This window comes from Paenibacillus sp. IHB B 3415 (assembly GCF_000802655.2).
Taxonomy (GTDB): Bacteria; Bacillota; Bacilli; order Paenibacillales; family Paenibacillaceae; genus Paenibacillus_AQ; species Paenibacillus_AQ phytohabitans.
Genome location: NZ_JUEI01000060.1, coordinates 111,024 through 129,215, shown reverse-complemented (window position 1 = coordinate 129,215; position 18,192 = coordinate 111,024). Strand labels below are relative to the sequence as shown.

The following is an 18,192-nucleotide window of genomic DNA, read 5'->3' as shown; positions in this document are numbered from 1 at the left end:
CGGATTATTCACCTATAAAAGCGCAATCAGGAAGCGGCAGCATAGGACCTAAGCGGCAGGCGATCACCACAGGGCTATATAAGACAGCATTCAGTCACCCTTCAGCTATAGGTATCCAGAATCATTCTGGCCCTGGCCAGCAGCTTCTCCCGGAGTGACCCCGGTTCTAGAACAGTGACTTGATGGCTGTGCTGCAGGATAATACCGAACCAGCCCTGCTCCTCCTCGGGTACCGTAAAACCCATCACCAGCTTCTGCCCGCGTGTTTCCAGCAATCTGGCATTCGGCAAAGCCTCTTCCAGCAGCACTCTATACTCTACCGGACAGAGTAGCTTAATATGTATATAAACCCGGTTGTCACCATGCCCAGCCAGCAGAAGCTCCGCATCTCCATGATCCGAAGGGAACGGTTCGGACAGCACTAAGATATCACGCATCCGCGACAGACGGAACAGGCGGTAATCCTCCTGCTCACAGCAATAGGCAAATAAATACCAGGCATACCACTTGTACGTCAACAGCAGCGGTTCTACCCGCCTGGAGGAAGCCTCGAGATGGGCATTCGTATACTGGAACAGGACAGCATGTTTCTCACGGATCGCTCGTTCAAGTACAGCGATGGTTTCGCCGGTCCCCACACCTTCCTGAAGCACCCCCAGATTCAGCTGAAAAGCTTGCGGAACCGCCTCTTTATCCGGCGATAGCGCAACCATTTTCTCCACCGTATCCTGAGCCTGCCTGCCGTCATAGCCGGACACGAAACCTCTCAGCGCAGCCAGAATATACGCATAGTCCTGCGGCTGAAGCAGCTGCCTGTTCATCTTGAAGCTGTCCATGATGTAGTAGCCCCCATTCAGGCCCTGCAGCGAGCCTACGGGAATCCCGGCCAGACTGATCGCTTCAATGTCCCGCTGAATGGTCCGCGCGGACACTTCGAACTTCCCGGCCAGCACCCGCCCGCTGACGGTCTCCCGGTTGAGCAGATAGACTACGATACCCAGCAAACGATTAATCTTCATGTTCAGCCCCACGCTCCATCCTCATCCTTATGCGTCCCTTGTAGCTTATCCCGAAGCTCCGGATTTTTCCATGATGCATCTAACTGCTCCCTTTAACGGCAAAAGGGTGTCCAGAGGCCGCGTTATGGCCTCTAAACACCCTTCAGGAATCATTTAAATTGGTTTATTATTGCACTGCTTTGAGCAGTTTGGCTAACATATGCGCCGTTTCCTCACGTGTAGCGGCTGCCTTCGGCGCGAAGCTGACACTGCCGTCAGCGCTGGCCTGACCGGAGAGTATGCCGGCCTGCACTGCAGTTGCGGCGGCTTGCACTGCATAAGAGCTAATCAACTGCTGATCTGCAAAGGCCGCTGAACTGCCGTTTGCCGGCAGACTCCATTTTAATGAATCTGACAAACGGATCATCATTACCGCAAGCTGCTCGCGTGTGACCGCTGCCTTGGGCTCAAATCTTCCCTCTCCCGTTCCTTGGACAATTCCGCCCGCATTCGCCCAATCCACAGCGGCCGCATAATAGTCCCCCGGCTTCACATCCGTAAAGCTGCCGGCAGCTGAGGGCTCCAGCTCTGCCCCGGCCAGACGGGCGAGGAGCAGCGCGGCATCGCCGCGGCTCAGCTTGCTTTTCAGGCCAAAATTCTCGGCGGAGACCCCGGTAACAATGCCGCGTGCCGCAAGGAACGTAATGGAGTCCTTGGCATAACTGCTTGCCGTATCCGCGAATGCAAGCTTATTGTAGCCAACCGCGTACACCGAGAAATGCTTCGTGCGGAAGGAGAGCAGGCCGTTCCCCGGATCATAGCTGCTGCCTGGAAGGGCAACCCGTTCGCCGCCTGCCGCGACATGATAGGCAGCAACCGCATTGGCATCTTCGCCGGACGCCAGTGTATAAGGGATGCTCACATCCACCGTACCTTCACCGAAGCTCGTAAGCGTCTGCGTTCCGGCCTGAACCATTAGGCTTAGCACCGGGCGGCTGCCAATGATGCTGGCTAAACCCGCTCCCTGACCGGTTAAGACACTGCCAATATCAGCTTTGGCGATGGTCAGGCTGACATCTTCATTGCCTGCCGCCGCATGAATGGCGGAGAAGGCAGCCCGGTCGAATGTAACTGCACCGGGTCCTCCGGTCACACTCACTGCCTCCAGCGAACTGCCGGCAATCTGAGCCCATGCTGCGGCTGGAATCTTCAGCGATACCGCTTCGGCCGCATGACCCGAAATGATATGCAATACAAGCTCCCTGGCACTTGAAGTCTTCAGGGTCTCAAGTGCTGCTGCCACTTCAGCAGCGGTTACCGACAGGCTGAGTTTACCTTCTGCATCTACTTGTCCCTTCAGCTCCATAACCGCTTTGCCGCCTTCTATAGTTACCGCAGCCGCAGAGGCTGCAACAGGTGAGGGCACGCTTCCACCGGAAGAACCCGCCCCCGGTAAGCTGGCAACCGGACCAGCAGCCGCAACCGTTACCTGCGATTCAGCTACACCATAGCCGTCCGCACTGTATACCGAGACAACAACCGTTCCCGCGGCATGCGGTGTTACTTTGCCTGTCTGATCGACAGAAGCGACAGCAGCATTGGATGAACTCCAGCTGAGCGTGCCCCCGGCGCCTCCGCTGGCCTGGACCGTCGCCTTGAGCACTGCTGCCGTTCCTCCGGCTGTCAGAGACAGCGAGGACTGGTCCAATGTAATTTTCGTCACGTTCAGCTGGTAGACGGCAACCGTTCCCCCGACCTCGTTGGCGACCAGCACGAGCGGCAGTCCGGTCGGACTGGCCGTTGCCGGGATGAAATCAATCCCTTCCGGCCCGGTGTCGGTCTCCAGATTATTTTTAGGTGTGAATTCGCGGGAATTGATATAATTCACAAACTGCGGCTGCCCGGGATTGGTTACATCGTAAGTCATCAGACCGCCGATGCGCTCTAGTCCGGTGAAGGCCAGCGCTCTTTTCCCCACCGTGCCTACCTTGACATATTCAGGTTCCGGCCCTTTTTTGGAGCTGCGGCTGTCAAGTGTCGTATTGCTGTTGCTTGCGTTGAAATAGCCAGGCAGACGTTCAGCTGTAATCTGTTCAAAATCGCTGCCGCTGTCATAAACCTGCGTCATGTCCGCCGCATCCCATACTGAGAAAGAACGCCCTCCGTACAGGTATATATCGTCGTTTCCCATATCGGACATCACTTCTACCCCGTCATATTTCGTGGTGCCGTTCAGGAACTTGGCCGCAGCAGAATCCGGATTTAGCAGACCTTTCACTTTGCTGATCTTGGTTGCATTCTCCTTGCTGTCCCATTCTGTGGCATCCCCTTCGTTGGCTGTAAACAAATAGGTTTTGCCGTTTACCGTATATTGGCTGATGCCGTCCGGCATGTAGACTCCTTTAAACGGCACATTCTCCAGATGGATCGTACTGTCATTTATCAAATCAAGCTTATTCTCCGGCTTGCTTAAATCCTTGAATCCAAGGCCCTTAACCCATAACAGCTTCCCGGAGACAACATCAACCGCGGCAATCGCGTTATTCTCCTGAAGCGAGACATACGCTGTTGCTTGATCCCCGGACAGCTCGATGAACTCCGGCTCCAGATCGCGTATAGCATCCGCCTTGCTCCCTTTCCCGGTAATCAGCTTGGTCTGAGGGTCAACAGCACCACGGATGTGCACAAGGTCATCAATAACCGCCGGATCGTCGAATTTCACAAGGTTCACTGCTTTGGCAGCCGTATTGATGATCGTTACACTGCCTTCAGGATCACCTGCAAGTGTACGGGGCTCGGCCTCGTCTGCCGTAAGAATATAGCGGCCGTCTTCCGTATATTTAAGCATATCCGGCTGTACGCCGGTTTCATATTGTTCCAGCAGCCTGCCGTCATAATCCAGCACAAGCACTTTACCGTTCTTCAGCGCATCTTCTTCCTGTACAGCAACAGCAATCCGCTTGGTGGCCGTGTTGATATCGACACTCGTCAAGTCACCGTAGCTGAAGCCCCCGGTTTCTGACAGCTGCTCCACATTGATGCTGGTTTCCTTCTCCGGGTGAATGCCATCCTTCAGATTCACGATGTCCACCGATGCCGGATGGGTCGAGCCGTTGACAAGGTAGAATTTCCCGTTATCACGGTTGTACTTAATGATCTCGGCTACACCGCCATCCTCACTGGTCGTACCGACCGCATACCCGCCAATTTTGGTGATGTCGATTACATCCTCAGTGAGCGGAGCAGCCTCAGGTTGGACTGTCAGCGGGAGCATCGCTTCAGCCTTGTTGGAAGGAGATGCACTGTCGTATACAGAGAAACTTACCGTTGCCGTTCCGGATTTCAGCGGAGTGCCGCTAACTGCACCGGATACGGAGTCAATGCTCAGCCCGTCAGGCAGGCCCGCTGCAGAGTAGGAATACGGCTGTGTTCCGCCATACACTGAGAGCGATACGGAATAGGGCGACCCTGCAGTCGCCTGAGGCAAGGAAGCGGTCGCTATGCCCAGGGCAGGAACCGTAATCCCCCAAGCTCCATCGGCACTGTTATGCGGCTTCAGCTGATTCATTGCTGCCCCATCCAGCTTATCGAATGTAATTTGCGCAAAATCCGCTTTATTGTTGTCCGTGTCCACGTAATCCGTGCGGCGCACTGACTTTTGCTTGGAGGTCCCGCCAGTTTTGCCCGTCGGATAATCCGCCTCATAGCCGTCGATCGTAGCACCGTTGTCATTGCCGGCTGTGCCGATCATATCTACATAATCCGGTGACTTGTCCAGGAACGGATTTGCGTTCTCCAGCTGAGCGGAACTGCTAAGAAGGACCACCTTCATGCCTTTATTATTAAAAAGAAGTTCATCCCAGCTCTGATCCCCCTTGCCGCTGAGGTCACTTTGATAGACGGGATTCACTTTACCGTCCGTAATAAGGTAGGAGGCATGCGCTTTAATGGTACCGGTCAGTACAAGCTTGCTCCAGGCACCGTTCATGCTGGGATCGGAATACTGCACCGACCAGCCGCTCAAATTCACATCCGAATCTGTAGGATTATATAGCTCAATGAAGCCTTTGGAGAAGTAGCCCTCTGTTGTCCCGGCATCACCGCCGCCGTAAATCTGGTTGACGACAATGTGCGGAACGGCAACATCATAGCTGCCGGCAGCGTTATACGGAGTGCCTGACTGGACTGAAGGGGCTGCGGCAACCGGGCCTGCGCCCCATGCGGTTCCGGCTGCAAGCTCTGCGGCGAGGAGAAGAGAAAGGATGGCTTTACTGGATGAATTCAAGAGATTGTCACTCCTATACACTATAGTTTATTTTTTAACTACTTTTTAAACTACTATAGGAGATGATTATTTGCTCACTTGAAGATTTACATAAACTGAATGTAAAGCCGCTGCCGCATACGGGAAATAGCCCCACACAGTGGGGCTGTGGGGCTATAGCTTCGAAGATTTTGTAAAACCCTGCACATAATACAACATTCTCCTCACTATACCAGTCCAAAAACCAATATTGTTGTAGAAAATGCAACATTTCTCCTCCACCTGGCGGTTTAGCGGGACTATTCTTGTATTTCATGCAACATTTCCCCCGCATACCTAGATATTCAGGAATCAAAGCTGCACAATGTACAACATTTATGCCCTTAGTAATAACTTAAGAGTCTCTATCCTGCCGGAAACGAATCTAGTATGAGGAATGGACTTACTCCGCCAGCCTCACAGCGATCTACCGCTAACATCATCCCTCTGGTTCATACTCATCCACTCGCTCCCCAACACACCATAGGCATAGGTATCATGCCATCCCGGGTTGCCCTGTTCATCAGGCTTGAAATAACCTGTCTGCAGAAAATGCCCCTCCCGGCGCAGCTTCAGCCGCTCGAGCAGCCGCCATGACGGATGATTGTCCGGATCACAATGCGCGGTTACGCGTCTGATTCCAAGCGTGCCGAAGCCGTACGCCAGCAGCTCACGGCAAGCCTCTGCCGCATAGCCTTTTCCTTGATAGTTACTGTTGAACACATAGCCCAGCTCCCAGGTCTGAAACTGCGGCGGGTTCTGCTGCTGGAAATACAAGTTCCCGATCAGTCTGCCGCTGTCCTTCAGACATACTGCCCAGAAGGCGTGATCGGTTGCCCGACGCTCTGCCTCAGCCTTACTTGCAGCTTGGTCATATACGCCGTAAGGCTCGAATCTCACAACCTCTTCCTGCGAGAGATAGGCATGCAGATCGTCCCCGTCTTCTGCTCTGAAGCTTCGTAAGATTAATCGCTGCGTTTCTAATACATCCATCTTTGTTTCCCCCTACATGCAGTGTATACTCCCTAATTTCAACTTTCGGGTATCTGATCCATATAGAGCACATTCCAGCGGTGTCCGTCGGGATCAGCGAAGCCTGCGCCGTACATCCAGCCTCCGCCCGCTGGCTTCGGCCTGCCAAAAACATGTCCGCCCGCCTCCTCTGCCTTACGGACAAGTTCGTCTACTTCCTCCCGGCTGGCAGCATCGATAGAGAAGAGAACTTCTGTCCCTTGTGAGGTGTCAGCAATCTCCTGCCCGGTGTATCTGCGGAACGTTGCTTCCGGAACCAGCATTACCAGTACTTTCTGATCCCCGATGACTAGTCCCGCCATCTCATCACTGCCTTCATGCCGCGGATGAAACGCAAATCCCAGCTTGCCGAAGAATTCCCGCGAACGGTTAAGATCCTTTACAGGGAGATTAAGCCAAAGCTCTTTGGTCATATGATTCGCTCCTTTTCGGATGAAAGCGCTATTCTGCCACTCTAAACAACATAGTAGCATATCCACAGGAGACTGGGCATACTCAGCATCACTTCGTCCATATTTTTACAAACACCCGAAACCTTCCATGGTTATATTCGTCTATATATTCGTCAATATGGAACAGAAGATTAATGCCAGAGCATGGCAATCACGCTTTTATTGAAAGGATGGGAACGATGAAGATTACCCGGAAAATATTACTCCTCCCCGCACTTGCGCTAGCAATGGCAACGGGCACACCAGCTGTCCCGGCTTCCGCCAAGTCTGTTTCTGAGGTAAAGATCTACTTTACCTATAGCAGTGAGAGCGGTATATCGGGGAGTTCAGTGGGGAACGCACAGATCAAGAATGGAATCTCCTACATGCCCGCCAATCTGGTGAAAGCTACCGGAATTGAGATCCTGTGGAACAATGCGGCTAAAACTGCGACATTCAGCGGCTGGAATAAAAGCTTCAGTGTGCAGCTGGGCAGCTCCACCGGTGTGCTCGACGGGCAGAAGGTTCCGCTAGGCGGCACTCCGTATATGTCAAAACAAGAGCTGTATGTACCTGTTAAATTTATTGCAGCGGCACTTGAAGGGGGACCTGTCCGGTGGGACCCTGCAAAAAAGACTCTGCTGATCAATCATCTGCATATGTACCGCAGCTATTCGGAAACCTTCGAGGGCGGAGTGTATTCCCTTTCCCTTGACAGCGGTGAGTTGTACCTCACCACCAAGCAGAACACGAAGCACAAGCTTGCTACGCTGGGCAGAGGTCTGGATGTTATTGACTTCACCTTTGAGCATACACCGGCAGGGCTGACTTTGCTGAGAGTAAGAAATGTTTACGGCGAACCGCATTTGCATGCTGGGTACTACACCTATCTTTTGAAAAATGGCAGTGTCATTCGTCAGGGGCATACAGATACCTACACCTCCTTCGGCACAGCCGCCGAATGGTCTGAGGGGAAGCTGGTATTGAATGATGGGCAGACTTTGCGGCTGATTGAGGATGGAACGGGAGCGGTCAGTGAAACGATTGATTTACCGCACCTGATGGGTGCAACCGTCACAAAAGATGTCTACTATAATGTCGAAGCCGTCTACAAGGATGTCCTGCTGGTCCGCCCTCTGGATACAGCCCTCCTGACACTCGTCAATCGTACTACCGGCGAGCAAATCCCGCTGTACAAGGAGCTGCTTAGTGCTGAACGCCAGCTTGATGTGGAGCAAATAGATTATATGTTCCCCGGGGACCATATTAAGTTCACCAAGCGTGAGGGCAATATGTTCACCTTCACGGTTAACTATCTGGACGGCAGCAAAGAAACTGTGCACACCTATACACTGCCTGACAGCGGAGAGTGAATAGAACAAATTCAAGACAAGCTAACAAGTGGATAAACGTCAACTAATTCCGGGGAAATCTTCCTAAATGGAGCTGCAGTTGGATAAACAACACTTAATTTAACTCATCTTGCGGGATATGGAGATATGGGCAGAATTAAGTGACGTTTTTCCAGTTAATGTTGCTGCTTGGGTATCGCCAAGATAATTAAGTGACGTTTTTCCATCTAAAAGCTTACTGAAAGGAGTTAACCAGACGAATGAAGAAGTCCATTGTTGCCGCAAGCGTAATTTTCCTCGCTGCCTGCTCATCTGCCGGCCAAGAAGTACAAACCCCGCAGCCGGGTCCCTCTAGTCAACACGTAGAGGTCCGCACTGCGGGGTCCATTGCCTTTCCATGTGTCAAATGGAATGACCGGATTTATCAAATTACGAAAACGCAGGTTACTGATGTAGGGGAACAAATCGGCGAAATCACATTGCAGTCCCTGGAGCCTATCGCAGATACTCCCAACAACTTCTCCACTACTTTCTCTGAAGGCAGCAAGTTATACGCCATTAATGATATCCCTACAGCAGAAGCAATCGCCGTCTTAAACAGTGAAGGTGAATACATTAAAGTTGAGGTGCCCGTCAGGGAGTAAGCCCCATTCTATCCCCGCATACCGCCCAAGCTGGCTCCGGGAGCAAATACCCGCTGTATATTCTTCTGCACCTCAGGGTCGGGGATTAACGGCGGCGCCTGATGCGGCTTCACCCGGGCATCGATAATGATATTATCGCAGGCCCAATGTTTATGCTCTACCCTGCTGTTCACCCCGTGGATATCATGGGAAGGATTGCTCCGCGTAAAGGTCGCCCACAGGAAATTGTTCAGATGCTCCGACATGAACCCGCTGTCGTCGCACAGAATGATCATCGGGCAGGAATCGAGCGGCCCCTGCTCTGCAATGGCGGCACACAGGCCGGCGATTTCCTCTGCTGCTGACTGGTAATCCACGAACGGCTTGCCTTGCAGCGCCACAACGCCCGGCATAATCATCGCCGCCGGTCCCCAGCTCTGCTGTGCCTGCAGAATCCCAGGCACTTCCGTGCATAGGCTCCGCTTCTGCTCGCCTACCGCAGCGAATACCACCTTACTGCCGCTGTTGATCCCGGTACCGGAATAATCCAGCGTATCTATGGTGGTATTCGTCTGGAAGTGAATATCGCGGTGAAGATTAATCCGCTCCAGGATATACGTCAGGAACCCTTCAATATCATGCGTGCTGACCGGCTGGTCCTCTTCTGCGGTGATGAACAGATATTTCGCCAAACTGAGCTGTCCGGTTCCGAGAATGCGGTTGGCGATGGTCAGAAGCTCCGCCGGCTGCTTAAGCTGCTGATAAGGCGTATAGCGTTCACTGCCGATGGCGAATAGCAGCGGATGCACTCCCGAGGCATCTACGGCATGCACTTCTTTGACGCCCGGAACCTCCGACTGGATCGCCCCGCCGGTCAGCTCGTGGATCAATTCTCCGAAGGCGGTGTCTTCCTGCGGCGGACGGCCGACAACCGTGAACGGGAAGATGGCCCCTCGCTTGGCATAGACCTTATGCACTCTCATCACCGGAAACGGATGGGTCAGGCTGTAGTAGCCCAGATGATCCCCGAACGGACCTTCCGGCTTCGTCTCACCGGGATGAATCTCTCCGGTAATTACGAAATCGGCATCACTGCTGATGCAGAATCCGTCCACATAGGTGTAGCGGAAATGGCGTCCGGCCAGCAGCCCGGCAAAGGTCATTTCGCTTAAGCCCTCCGGCAGCGGCATCACCGCCGACAGCGTATGCGCCGGAGGCCCGCCGATGAAGCAACTCACCTTGAGCGGCTCGCCGCGGTTCCCCCCCCCCCCCGCCGATGAAGCAACTCACCTTGAGCGGCTCGCCGCGTTTATTGGCCTGGGACTGATGTATGCCGATGCCGCGGTGAATCTGGTAATGCACGCCTACTTCCTTATTCATCTCGTACTCATTCCCGCTAAGCTGAATCCGGTACATCCCGAGATTGGAGTTCATGATCCCCGGCTTGTCCGGATCTTCCGAATACACCTGCGGAAGCGTGACAAATGCCCCTCCGTCTCCCTGCCAGTGCTTGATCTGGGGAAGATCGGAGATTTGAATCTCCTCGAAACCGGCAGGAGCACTGCCCTGTTTCTTCAGCGGAAGTGCTTTTCTGGCTGCAAGGGCGGTTCCAATATATTTGAAAGGCTGCTTGAGCGCCTTCATGGGATTGCTGCGCAAAGCGATAACATCCTGGGAGGATTGCCAGGTATCCCGGAAGATGAATTTGCTGCGCTCGATCGTCCCGAACAGATTCGATACCGCGCGGTACTTCGAGCCTCTGACATTCTCGAACAGCAATGCTGGACCGCCCGCTTCATAGACCTTCATATGGATCGCCGCCATCTCCAGATGCGGGTCAACTTCCTCATGTATGCGAATTAAATGTCCGTGCTTCTCCAAGTCAATAATGCATTCTTCCATATTACGATATGACATGCTTCTACCCCGATCCTGTAAAGAATATGAACCTCTATATTATCCGTGAGAGCGCAGCCCAGGTCAATTGCCGCCGGAATGAACCTGGGCTAATTCACCTGCTGTCTTGCCTTCTTCTATCCAGAGCCTTTATTATACTTGTTAACCGGACTGCTCCGGTAAACATACGGCAAAGGAGACTTGCAGAATGATCATCAAAAAAGTAACCTGGCTGGAGCTCTTCTATGATTTGCTGTTTGTCGCTGCGGTCTCCAAGGCCAGCCATGTGCTCCTGCATGTAGAAGACGAAGTTCTCTCTTTTGAGACACTGGGCAAATTCGTACTTATCTTCATTCCGATTTGGTGGGCCTGGGTAGGCCAGACGCTTTTCGTCAACCGTTATGGACAGGATACGGTGGCGCACCGGATTTTCCTGATCATCCAATTGTTCTTCGTGCTGATTATGACGGCCAGCCTGTCTGTGGATTTCGATGCCAACTATCTGCCGTTTCTGATTGGCTATCTGGGACTCCGGATCATGACCGCCGTCCAGTATCACTACGCACATTCCAAAGAAAGCGGCCATCTGCAGAACACTGCCCGTTATTTAGGAACACGCTTTTGGATCGGACTGGTGATTTCGGCGTGTTCGCTGTTCTTCGATTCCTGGCTCCGGTATGCCGTGCTGTACGCCGGGATTGCGCTGGACATTATTCTCCCGCTCACCGGGCGGCGGATTCTTGTGAAGACTCCTGCCAATACGCATCATCTGCTGGAGCGGTTCTCACTGTTCGCTTTAATTCTCCTGGGTGAATCTGTCGTCAGCATTCTTGCCGTACTGCAGTCCAGTACCTGGACCGGACAATCTGTCGGCTTCGCCGCCCTCACCTTCGTGCTGATTATCGCGATGTGGTGGCAGTATTATGACAACCTGGAGAAGAAGGTCGATATGCATATTCAAACGGCCGGACAGACCATTATCTACGGACATCTGTTTATCTATCTGTCGTTATGTATGCTTGCCGCATCGATCCAGCTGCTCTTCCTGAATAAGCTTCATTATGACCTGATGCTGAATCTGCTCTTTGGCTCAGTCCTGCTCTACTTCGCTTCGACCACACTGGTCTTCCATGTCTACAGACATAAGCAGCACCGGCTGGGGGTTAAGCATCTGGCGCTGCTCACCGCTATCCTGATCTGCTTCTACGTGCTGGATCTCGTAATCCATGTTCCGAATGTGCTGATCATGGGCGAGCTGGCGCTGTTCTTCGCGGTGTATGCCAGGATCACAACCTAGACCCGGCTGCCAGGCAGCAGCATTTAAGCACCAGGCCAATTCTCTGGACACGCTCCACAAGTACAAAGGCTGTACCAAAGGTCTTCCTGACCCCCGGTACAGCCTCTTCTTGTATTACTTGCCGGTAAACTCAATCTCGTCATAATCATAATAAGCCTGAAGGGTCTGCTGGCGGTCATCCATGAACAACTGGTCGGCTACACCACAGACAAGCTTCGGTATCGCATTCTTCAGGCCGGAGATCGCCGATGCCGATAAGCCGCAGCTGGCCAGGGCCGAATAATTGAAGATGAATATTCCATGCAGCAGCTTGCGGCCTGCCTCATCCCGGCTCTGCAGCGCAAACCCCGGGCTGAGGTACGGATGCGCGTCCAGCAGCGCATTCGCCGCTCCGGCCGGCGCCTCATAACGGTCGCGCCAGCGGGCAATATGAGCTTCGACCTGCTGCAGCTCCGGCCGCAGGGCGGGATCACTGAGCAGCCCGGTGCTGACAATCAGGAAGTCGAAGCTGAATTCACCCTTAGGCGTAGTCACTGCCGCTTCTTCTCCGGAAGCTGCCACACTAAGCCAGGGAGAACCAAGATGCAGCCGGAAGCCGGGCCAGGCTGCCGCACGTGCAAAGGTGTCGTTCGTTGGCGGCTGATTATAATTGAAGAAATGCGAGATCACCGCATATTTATCTGCATCCGCTAAGGCATGGAACCGTTCAATCATGCCCGAAACCTCCATCTGGCGGATCGGATTGACATTCGGCAGCTGTTCGCGGCGGACGAACACATGCGCTTCCGCCGCTCCTTCAGTTAGAACGAAGTTGGCATTGTCGAAGGCCGAAGCCCCGCCGCCGAGAATCGCTACCCGCTTGCCGCGGAGAGCGGCGAAATCAATCTTCTGCGAGGTATGTGCATACAGATGCTCCGGCAGATGCTCCGCAATCATCGGCGGGACATGCCACTCGCCTCCGCCCTGGATACCTGTGGCCAGTACGATCTTACGCGCCAGCAGCAGACCGCACGGGGCACCCGCTCCGGCAATCCGCAGCCGGTAGATCCCGTCCTCACCAGGCTCGATCAGCTTAAGCTGCACCTCATTGATCACCGGCAGCTGCAGAATCTGCCGGTACCAGCGCAGATAATTCATCCAGTCGCCGCGGGGGATTTTGCCTAATTCATCCCAGGCTGCTGTTCCCTTCTGCGCTTCCCACCAGGAGCGGAAGGTGAGCGATGGAATGCCCAGATCAATGGAGGTCAAATGCTTGGGCGTGCGCAGAGTCACCATCCGCGCGTACGTTTCCCAAGGACCTTCCTGCCCGTCACTGTTCTCATCAATAATCAGAATGTTGGATATCCGTTCACGCAGCAGGCCGAAGGCTGCGCCTAATCCGCTCTGCCCCCCGCCCACAATCACAACATCATAGACATGGCCTTCAGAATGCTCCAGAGGGCGTACCCAGTCCGTGCCGCCATAGGCAAGGTAGGAAAGATCGGTCTTCACACGTTCATTCAAGGCTTCCAGGCTCATCATCCTCAGACCTTTCGCTGGCATCTTTAGGCTGCGTAATTACGGGCATTTCCGCACTGTATCATACCTATACCTATGGCCACATTATATCTTTAATGCTCCGGCTTTGAAATGTTCGTGGCAGGTTTATTGTCATTATAGCTAAAATTTGCGGATTGGTTTGTATAATCGAACAATATTTTATAAATATTACGCATTAAATCTTGACAAAAGATACACCAGACCATCCAAACCGCTCATTCGCGGTAAGAAATCTGTCATATAAAAAGAAGCTGTTACCGCAGCCCTTATGGCCGTGATAACAGCTTCTATAATTATCAGATTGCTACTCCGCATCCCTAAGCGTAGTCGTGCCGTTAATATCTACCCTAACCTTAAGGTCGAGCTCAGTACTCCCGATGATGTTCCGGCCCCCCTGCCGCCTGCGACAGCGGCTCGATAATATATTGGCTGATATAGGTAGAATCACAAATGGTCTCTATATAAAAGAGAGTAATGACAGCATCGTTCATCACGATATCCCGCTTAATGAAATCAAAACAGCCGCTTAGTATAGAGGAAAGCTCACTCACCTGTACGCTCATCCGGAATGAGCTGCTGGTCAACAATGTCAGCCTGATCCGCAAATTGCCCTGCTGTTCATTATCCAGATGCAGATCTTCTCAATGCTTGGCGTCCTTACTACCTTCGGGCCGGACCGGGCGGTCAATCTGCTGTTCCCCAAGCTGACACAGACCCAGATTATCAGCGCCTTCGGCTTCCTGGAGGCGGGTGAGCTATTCGTCATGCTGCAGGTGGTCGCCGGCTGGTTCATCCGTTATATCGTCTGCTTCTTTGCACTGATGGAGCTGATCCGGCTGTCGGGCCTCAAGATCCGGTTCAAGGAGCATTATGTCTGCGCGCTGACGATCATCTTCTCGTACCTGTTCTCGCGGGATTTGTTCGATATGTTCAAGCTGCTCGACTATCTGCTCTATATTCATCTGGCCAACTTCCTGGTCATTCCGCTGATCCTCTATAGTATTTATTATTTCAAAAAGACTCCAGCTCAAGGTTGATTGTCTCCAGTATTCTGCCAATCGTATTTGTATCAAAGAATAAGCCCACACCGGCCGGTTTCGGCTCAGCGGTAAGGTGATTGAAGCGGGCAAAATCCCCGTCCGGCGGGATATGGTACACCCGGGCCTCTTCATGCAGATCAGCCCAGGTCTCAAGCTTGGCCTGCTTGCTCAGATCGACTACATATACGAGCTTCCTGCCGAGATCCAGATACAGATAATCCCCATTCCTGCGCGGCGGCTTAGGCCATCCCGAGCGCAGCAGAACCGGACGGCTGAATTCCTCCTGGGACAGATGAATGCTAATGACTTCCATGGTGCCGGAATCCACAGCAAGCGTCAGATGCGGTGTGAATCCTGCCAGGAAACGCAGCATCAGGGAATCCTTAAGGGAATCCTCAAACTTCCAGCCCAGCGGGGCCAGCCCAAAGTCCTCCCCTGGCGGATCAAGATACAGCTTATGCAGCAGGGCTTGCAGCTTCTCTATTTCCGGCCCTTCACAGGGTTCAAGCTCCGCACGGTTAACGGAATAATTCACAATACTCCGCTTGCCGGCATCCCATACACCGATATCATGATGCCGGTACAAGTCTTCCATTAACGGCAGCGCTGCGGTGCCTGCAGCCCCGAAGAGTGCTTTGGACGCCGGCTTCAGCTTCTGCAGAACTATCCCACTTCCTCTGTCCGCAGCAGTGTACTGCAGAACCTTGTTGAAATGCGGGCTAACCTCTTCCAGCACCCGCTTCGCGGCTTCTTCATTGCGCATGGGGATCGTAATAGACATATTCTCCGTTAGCCAGGCACTGGCAGCTATGAAATATTGCGCGAGTGCAGTCATTTCAGCAGGCTGCTCCTGCGGCTCCATTCTGCGGATACGCTCCTGCTCCGTCACGCTGCTGAAATCGAAAGGCTCCAGCTCCGTGATATACTCAAGTCTCGTATGATTCTGAATCCAGTTAAACACAGACTTACCTCCTCTTAGCGAAAAGTCTCAGACATACATCTCTCAACCTCAGCTATATACTTCGCCTGCTCTTCATCCGGAATCATATGCCTGGACTGTGTAAATTCGACTACAGTGCAGCAGGGCACCAATGTGCGGTACTTCTCCATTACTTCATCTGATATATCGGATGGGATCATAGATTCAGGATTCCTGCCGACAAACAGCGTGACGGGAATTGCAAGCTGCGGCAGTTGTGCCGAGAAGTCCACTTCACGGGCTTCCCGCCCCATTCCCTGCAAAGCCTCCCGGCGGATATAGTTCAGAAGAGGCACCTGCTGATAGACAAGGCTGCTCCAGAACTCCACCGTTTCAAGAGACATGGCCCTGTGAACCGGCGGTTGATCAACCAGGATAAGGCCCCTCATCTGATCCTGATGCCTTAGGCTCCAGCCAAGAGAATAGGCAGCGCCCCGGGAGAAGCCGAGTACAATATAGTTTGTAAGACGGCTATGGTTAACTACAGCCTCAATATCGGATAAATGATCTTCCAGATCATAACCTGAATCCGGTGTAGAGCTTAAGCCGCGGCCGCGGAAGCTGAAAGCCACTACATGACCCGGTAAATGGCTGAGCAGCGGAATCGCCCGCTCCGCCGGCTCCCACAATCCGCTGACCACGAGCAGGGACGGCGCTTTAGCACCCGGCATCCCGCTCTCCAGCACATGCAATAAAGCAGTTCCATGATGAACAAAATAGCTTTTCATCGTTGTTCCCCCTGCTATGTATGATAAAACTCTTTTTTCTATAATTTCACATTTCGCTTAAACGTACAAGGAATCATATCTATTATTCTGTATAGTAAAAGGCACGCCCCGTATAGAACAGGGCGCGCCGGCCTTTTAGAAACGGGCTACAAAGAACTCACGGTTTGCAGGGATGAATTTCTGAGTACGCTGAACATTATCCGCGTCAATAATTCTAAGGGTGTAGCTGATAGTTGTCAGAGTGCTGATTGTGTTAAATTGGGCTACACCGAATTCATCAAACTGTGCGGTGGTAACCGTGCCTGAGCTTCTGGTCAACGTAGCGGTCCAGCCTTGCGTTTCATAAGGAACATTGTTGTTATTTACTGCGAGCACGATGAAATTGCTGAGAACCTGTTTGATCCGCCGTCTCTTGGGTCTTACTACCGCCGATGATTTTGCTTTTTTGGCCATGAGGAGACGTTTTGCCATGAGTGCTTTCTTCTCTGATTCTTTCAATTGCTTCACCACTTTCTGTTGGAATACAGTAGTAAATGCAACTGAAGAACCGGCTGACACGCGTTATTGCCTGGTATTCATAGAAATGTAGCACTGTCCTATATTAATAGATTCGTACCCACTGATCACCCGGCCGCATACTATGCTTCCATAGAGGTGATCACATTAATGACTGATAAGTTATGGGTTCAGCATCATGCCGCCAAGCTTAACCGTCCGCTGAAGCAAAAGATCCGCAAGTCCTATACATCCACCGTGAAACCGGCTGCCATTCCGGTCATTATACAGTTCAAGCATCCGCTGACTCCAGCCAGAATGAAAGCTCTGCAGAAGCATCTGGGGACACACGCTTTTCCTGTTAAACATCTGTTGCCCCTGCACCGCGCGGTTGCCTCACATATTACGCTGAAATGTCTGGAGCAGGTATGCTGCTGGAACGGGGTCCATAAGGTATATCTCGATGGCATCAAAAAAACTACCTTAAATATCGCTACTCCGTCCATTGGTGCCACCGCCGTTCAGCGTTCAAGAGGGCTTACCGGCAAAGGCATCAATATCGCTGTGCTCGATACCGGTGTGTATCCGCATCCCGATCTGACCCGGCCTGTGAACCGGATTATTGCCTTCAAGGATTATATCAATCACCGGAAGTGTCCGTATGACGATAATGGGCATGGCACACATATTACCGGCGATGCCGCAGGGAACGGCTGGTCCAGCAAAGGTAAATACAGAGGGCCGGCGCCCGAGGCAGGGATCGTCGGAATTAAGGTACTGGACAAAAACGGAGACGGTTATGACTCCACCATCATTAAAGCCATTGAATGGTGCATTGTCCGGCGCAAAAAGCTGAAGCTGCGCATCCTGTCCATGTCCTTCGGCGGACCGGTGAACCCTTCTGCCAAGGAAGATATTCTTGTCCAGGCGGTTGAGAAAGCCGTCAAAGCCGGACTCACTGTAGTTATCGCCGCAGGCAACAGCGGCCCCGGACGCAGAACGGTTGAGTCGCCCGGAATCAGTCCCTCCGCCATCACCGTCGGAGCCGTGAATGACCGCCGGACGGTGACGCAAAAGGACGACCGTATCGCCGTCTACTCCAGCCGCGGACCTGCTCCCGGCGGTAAGGTGAAGCCTGATCTTGTTGCCCCCGGCGATTCGGTGATCTCACTGCGCGCACCCGGCTCCCAGCTGGTCCGCGAACTGCCGGGAAATAAGGTTGGCAGGAAGTATTTCAAGCTGTCCGGCACCAGCATCTCCACACCGATCGTGTCCGGTGCAGTTGCGCAGCTGCTGCAGCTCCGCCCTTGCCTGACGCCCGGCCAGGTGAAGGCATTGCTGAAGCGGAACGCCTTCTCCCTTGGCCTGAAGCCCAATACTGCAGGCAGCGGCGAGATCGATGTGCGCTTCCTGAAGCGCTGCGCCTCTAAGCCTGCCGGCAAGTAGAAATAGCCCTTAAGCGTAATGGAAGCAGCCCGC

General features: G+C 53.0%; 15 protein-coding genes and 1 pseudogene. 5 read left to right on the top strand and 11 right to left on the bottom strand.

Annotated features, from left to right (window positions below; all coding sequences use genetic code 11):
* Positions 1–101 precede the first annotated feature (101 nt).
* The 5 genes from QW71_RS24635 to QW71_RS24620 form a co-directional block, all read right to left on the bottom strand.
* Positions 102–1,019, bottom strand: coding sequence for a YafY family protein (locus tag QW71_RS24635; RefSeq protein WP_039305309.1), 918 nt, complete (start codon positions 1,017–1,019; stop codon positions 102–104).
* Positions 1,020–1,185: 166 nt separating this feature from the next.
* Positions 1,186–5,283: a choice-of-anchor I family protein gene (locus QW71_RS24630; RefSeq protein WP_235441537.1), complete on the bottom strand. Its 4,098-nt coding sequence runs from the start codon at positions 5,281–5,283 to the stop codon at positions 1,186–1,188.
* A 34-nt stretch (positions 5,284–5,317) separates the two neighbouring features.
* Positions 5,318–5,578 carry a hypothetical protein gene (locus QW71_RS39985; RefSeq protein ID WP_152679851.1) on the bottom strand — a complete coding sequence of 87 codons (261 nt, stop codon included), beginning with the start codon at positions 5,576–5,578 and terminating at the stop codon, positions 5,318–5,320.
* A 140-nt stretch (positions 5,579–5,718) separates the two neighbouring features.
* Positions 5,719–6,294 carry a GNAT family N-acetyltransferase gene (locus QW71_RS24625; protein WP_039305197.1) on the bottom strand — a complete coding sequence of 192 codons (576 nt, stop codon included), beginning with the start codon at positions 6,292–6,294 and terminating at the stop codon, positions 5,719–5,721.
* Positions 6,295–6,332: 38 nt separating this feature from the next.
* Entirely contained in the window at positions 6,333–6,746 is a 414-nt protein-coding gene (locus QW71_RS24620) for a VOC family protein (RefSeq protein ID WP_039305194.1), read from the bottom strand.
* Between the two features lie 218 nt (positions 6,747–6,964).
* Here QW71_RS24620 and QW71_RS24615 point away from each other — a divergent pair, with 218 nt between their 5' ends.
* On the top strand, positions 6,965–8,137 hold the full coding sequence (locus QW71_RS24615) for a copper amine oxidase N-terminal domain-containing protein (protein WP_235441536.1): 1,173 nt from the start codon (positions 6,965–6,967) through the stop codon (positions 8,135–8,137).
* 239 nt (positions 8,138–8,376) lie between these two features.
* Positions 8,377–8,760 carry a hypothetical protein gene (locus tag QW71_RS24610; protein WP_039305190.1) on the top strand — a complete coding sequence of 128 codons (384 nt, stop codon included), beginning with the start codon at positions 8,377–8,379 and terminating at the stop codon, positions 8,758–8,760.
* Positions 8,761–8,768: 8 nt separating this feature from the next.
* On the opposite strand, the pseudogene QW71_RS37295 reads toward QW71_RS24610, so the two are convergent.
* Positions 8,769–10,656 (bottom strand): annotated as a pseudogene (locus QW71_RS37295) (UbiD family decarboxylase).
* A 187-nt stretch (positions 10,657–10,843) separates the two neighbouring features.
* On the opposite strand from QW71_RS37295, the gene QW71_RS24600 reads away from it, so the two are divergent.
* Entirely contained in the window at positions 10,844–11,932 is a 1,089-nt protein-coding gene (locus tag QW71_RS24600) for a low temperature requirement protein A (protein ID WP_039305187.1), read from the top strand.
* 114 nt (positions 11,933–12,046) lie between these two features.
* Here the strand turns inward: QW71_RS24600 and QW71_RS24595 are convergent, their stop codons facing one another.
* Entirely contained in the window at positions 12,047–13,450 is a 1,404-nt protein-coding gene (locus tag QW71_RS24595; RefSeq protein ID WP_039305184.1) for an NAD(P)-binding domain-containing protein, read from the bottom strand.
* Between the two features lie 386 nt (positions 13,451–13,836).
* Complete coding sequence (locus QW71_RS24590; RefSeq protein WP_152679850.1) at positions 13,837–14,034, bottom strand: spore germination protein; 198 nt, start codon at positions 14,032–14,034, stop codon at positions 13,837–13,839.
* A gap of 81 nt (positions 14,035–14,115) precedes the next feature.
* Here QW71_RS24590 and QW71_RS24585 point away from each other — a divergent pair, with 81 nt between their 5' ends.
* Positions 14,116–14,508, top strand: a complete 393-nt coding sequence (locus tag QW71_RS24585) for a hypothetical protein (RefSeq protein ID WP_052770165.1) — start codon at positions 14,116–14,118, stop codon at positions 14,506–14,508.
* Here the strand turns inward: QW71_RS24585 and QW71_RS24580 are convergent.
* The 3 genes from QW71_RS24580 to QW71_RS37290 form a co-directional block, all read right to left on the bottom strand.
* A complete protein-coding gene (locus QW71_RS24580; RefSeq protein WP_039305178.1) occupies positions 14,483–15,472 on the bottom strand; it encodes a hypothetical protein in 990 nt (329 codons plus the stop codon). The two genes, QW71_RS24585 and QW71_RS24580, sit on opposite strands and share 26 nt — an antisense overlap.
* Before the next feature lie 14 nt (positions 15,473–15,486).
* A complete protein-coding gene (locus QW71_RS24575; protein WP_039305176.1) occupies positions 15,487–16,218 on the bottom strand; it encodes an alpha/beta fold hydrolase in 732 nt (243 codons plus the stop codon).
* A gap of 135 nt (positions 16,219–16,353) precedes the next feature.
* On the bottom strand, positions 16,354–16,689 hold the full coding sequence (locus QW71_RS37290) for a hypothetical protein (RefSeq protein ID WP_052770164.1): 336 nt from the start codon (positions 16,687–16,689) through the stop codon (positions 16,354–16,356).
* A gap of 195 nt (positions 16,690–16,884) precedes the next feature.
* Between QW71_RS37290 and QW71_RS24565 the strand changes: the two genes are divergently transcribed.
* Entirely contained in the window at positions 16,885–18,159 is a 1,275-nt protein-coding gene (locus QW71_RS24565; RefSeq protein ID WP_039305173.1) for a S8 family peptidase, read from the top strand.
* The last annotated feature ends 33 nt before the right edge of the window (positions 18,160–18,192 follow it).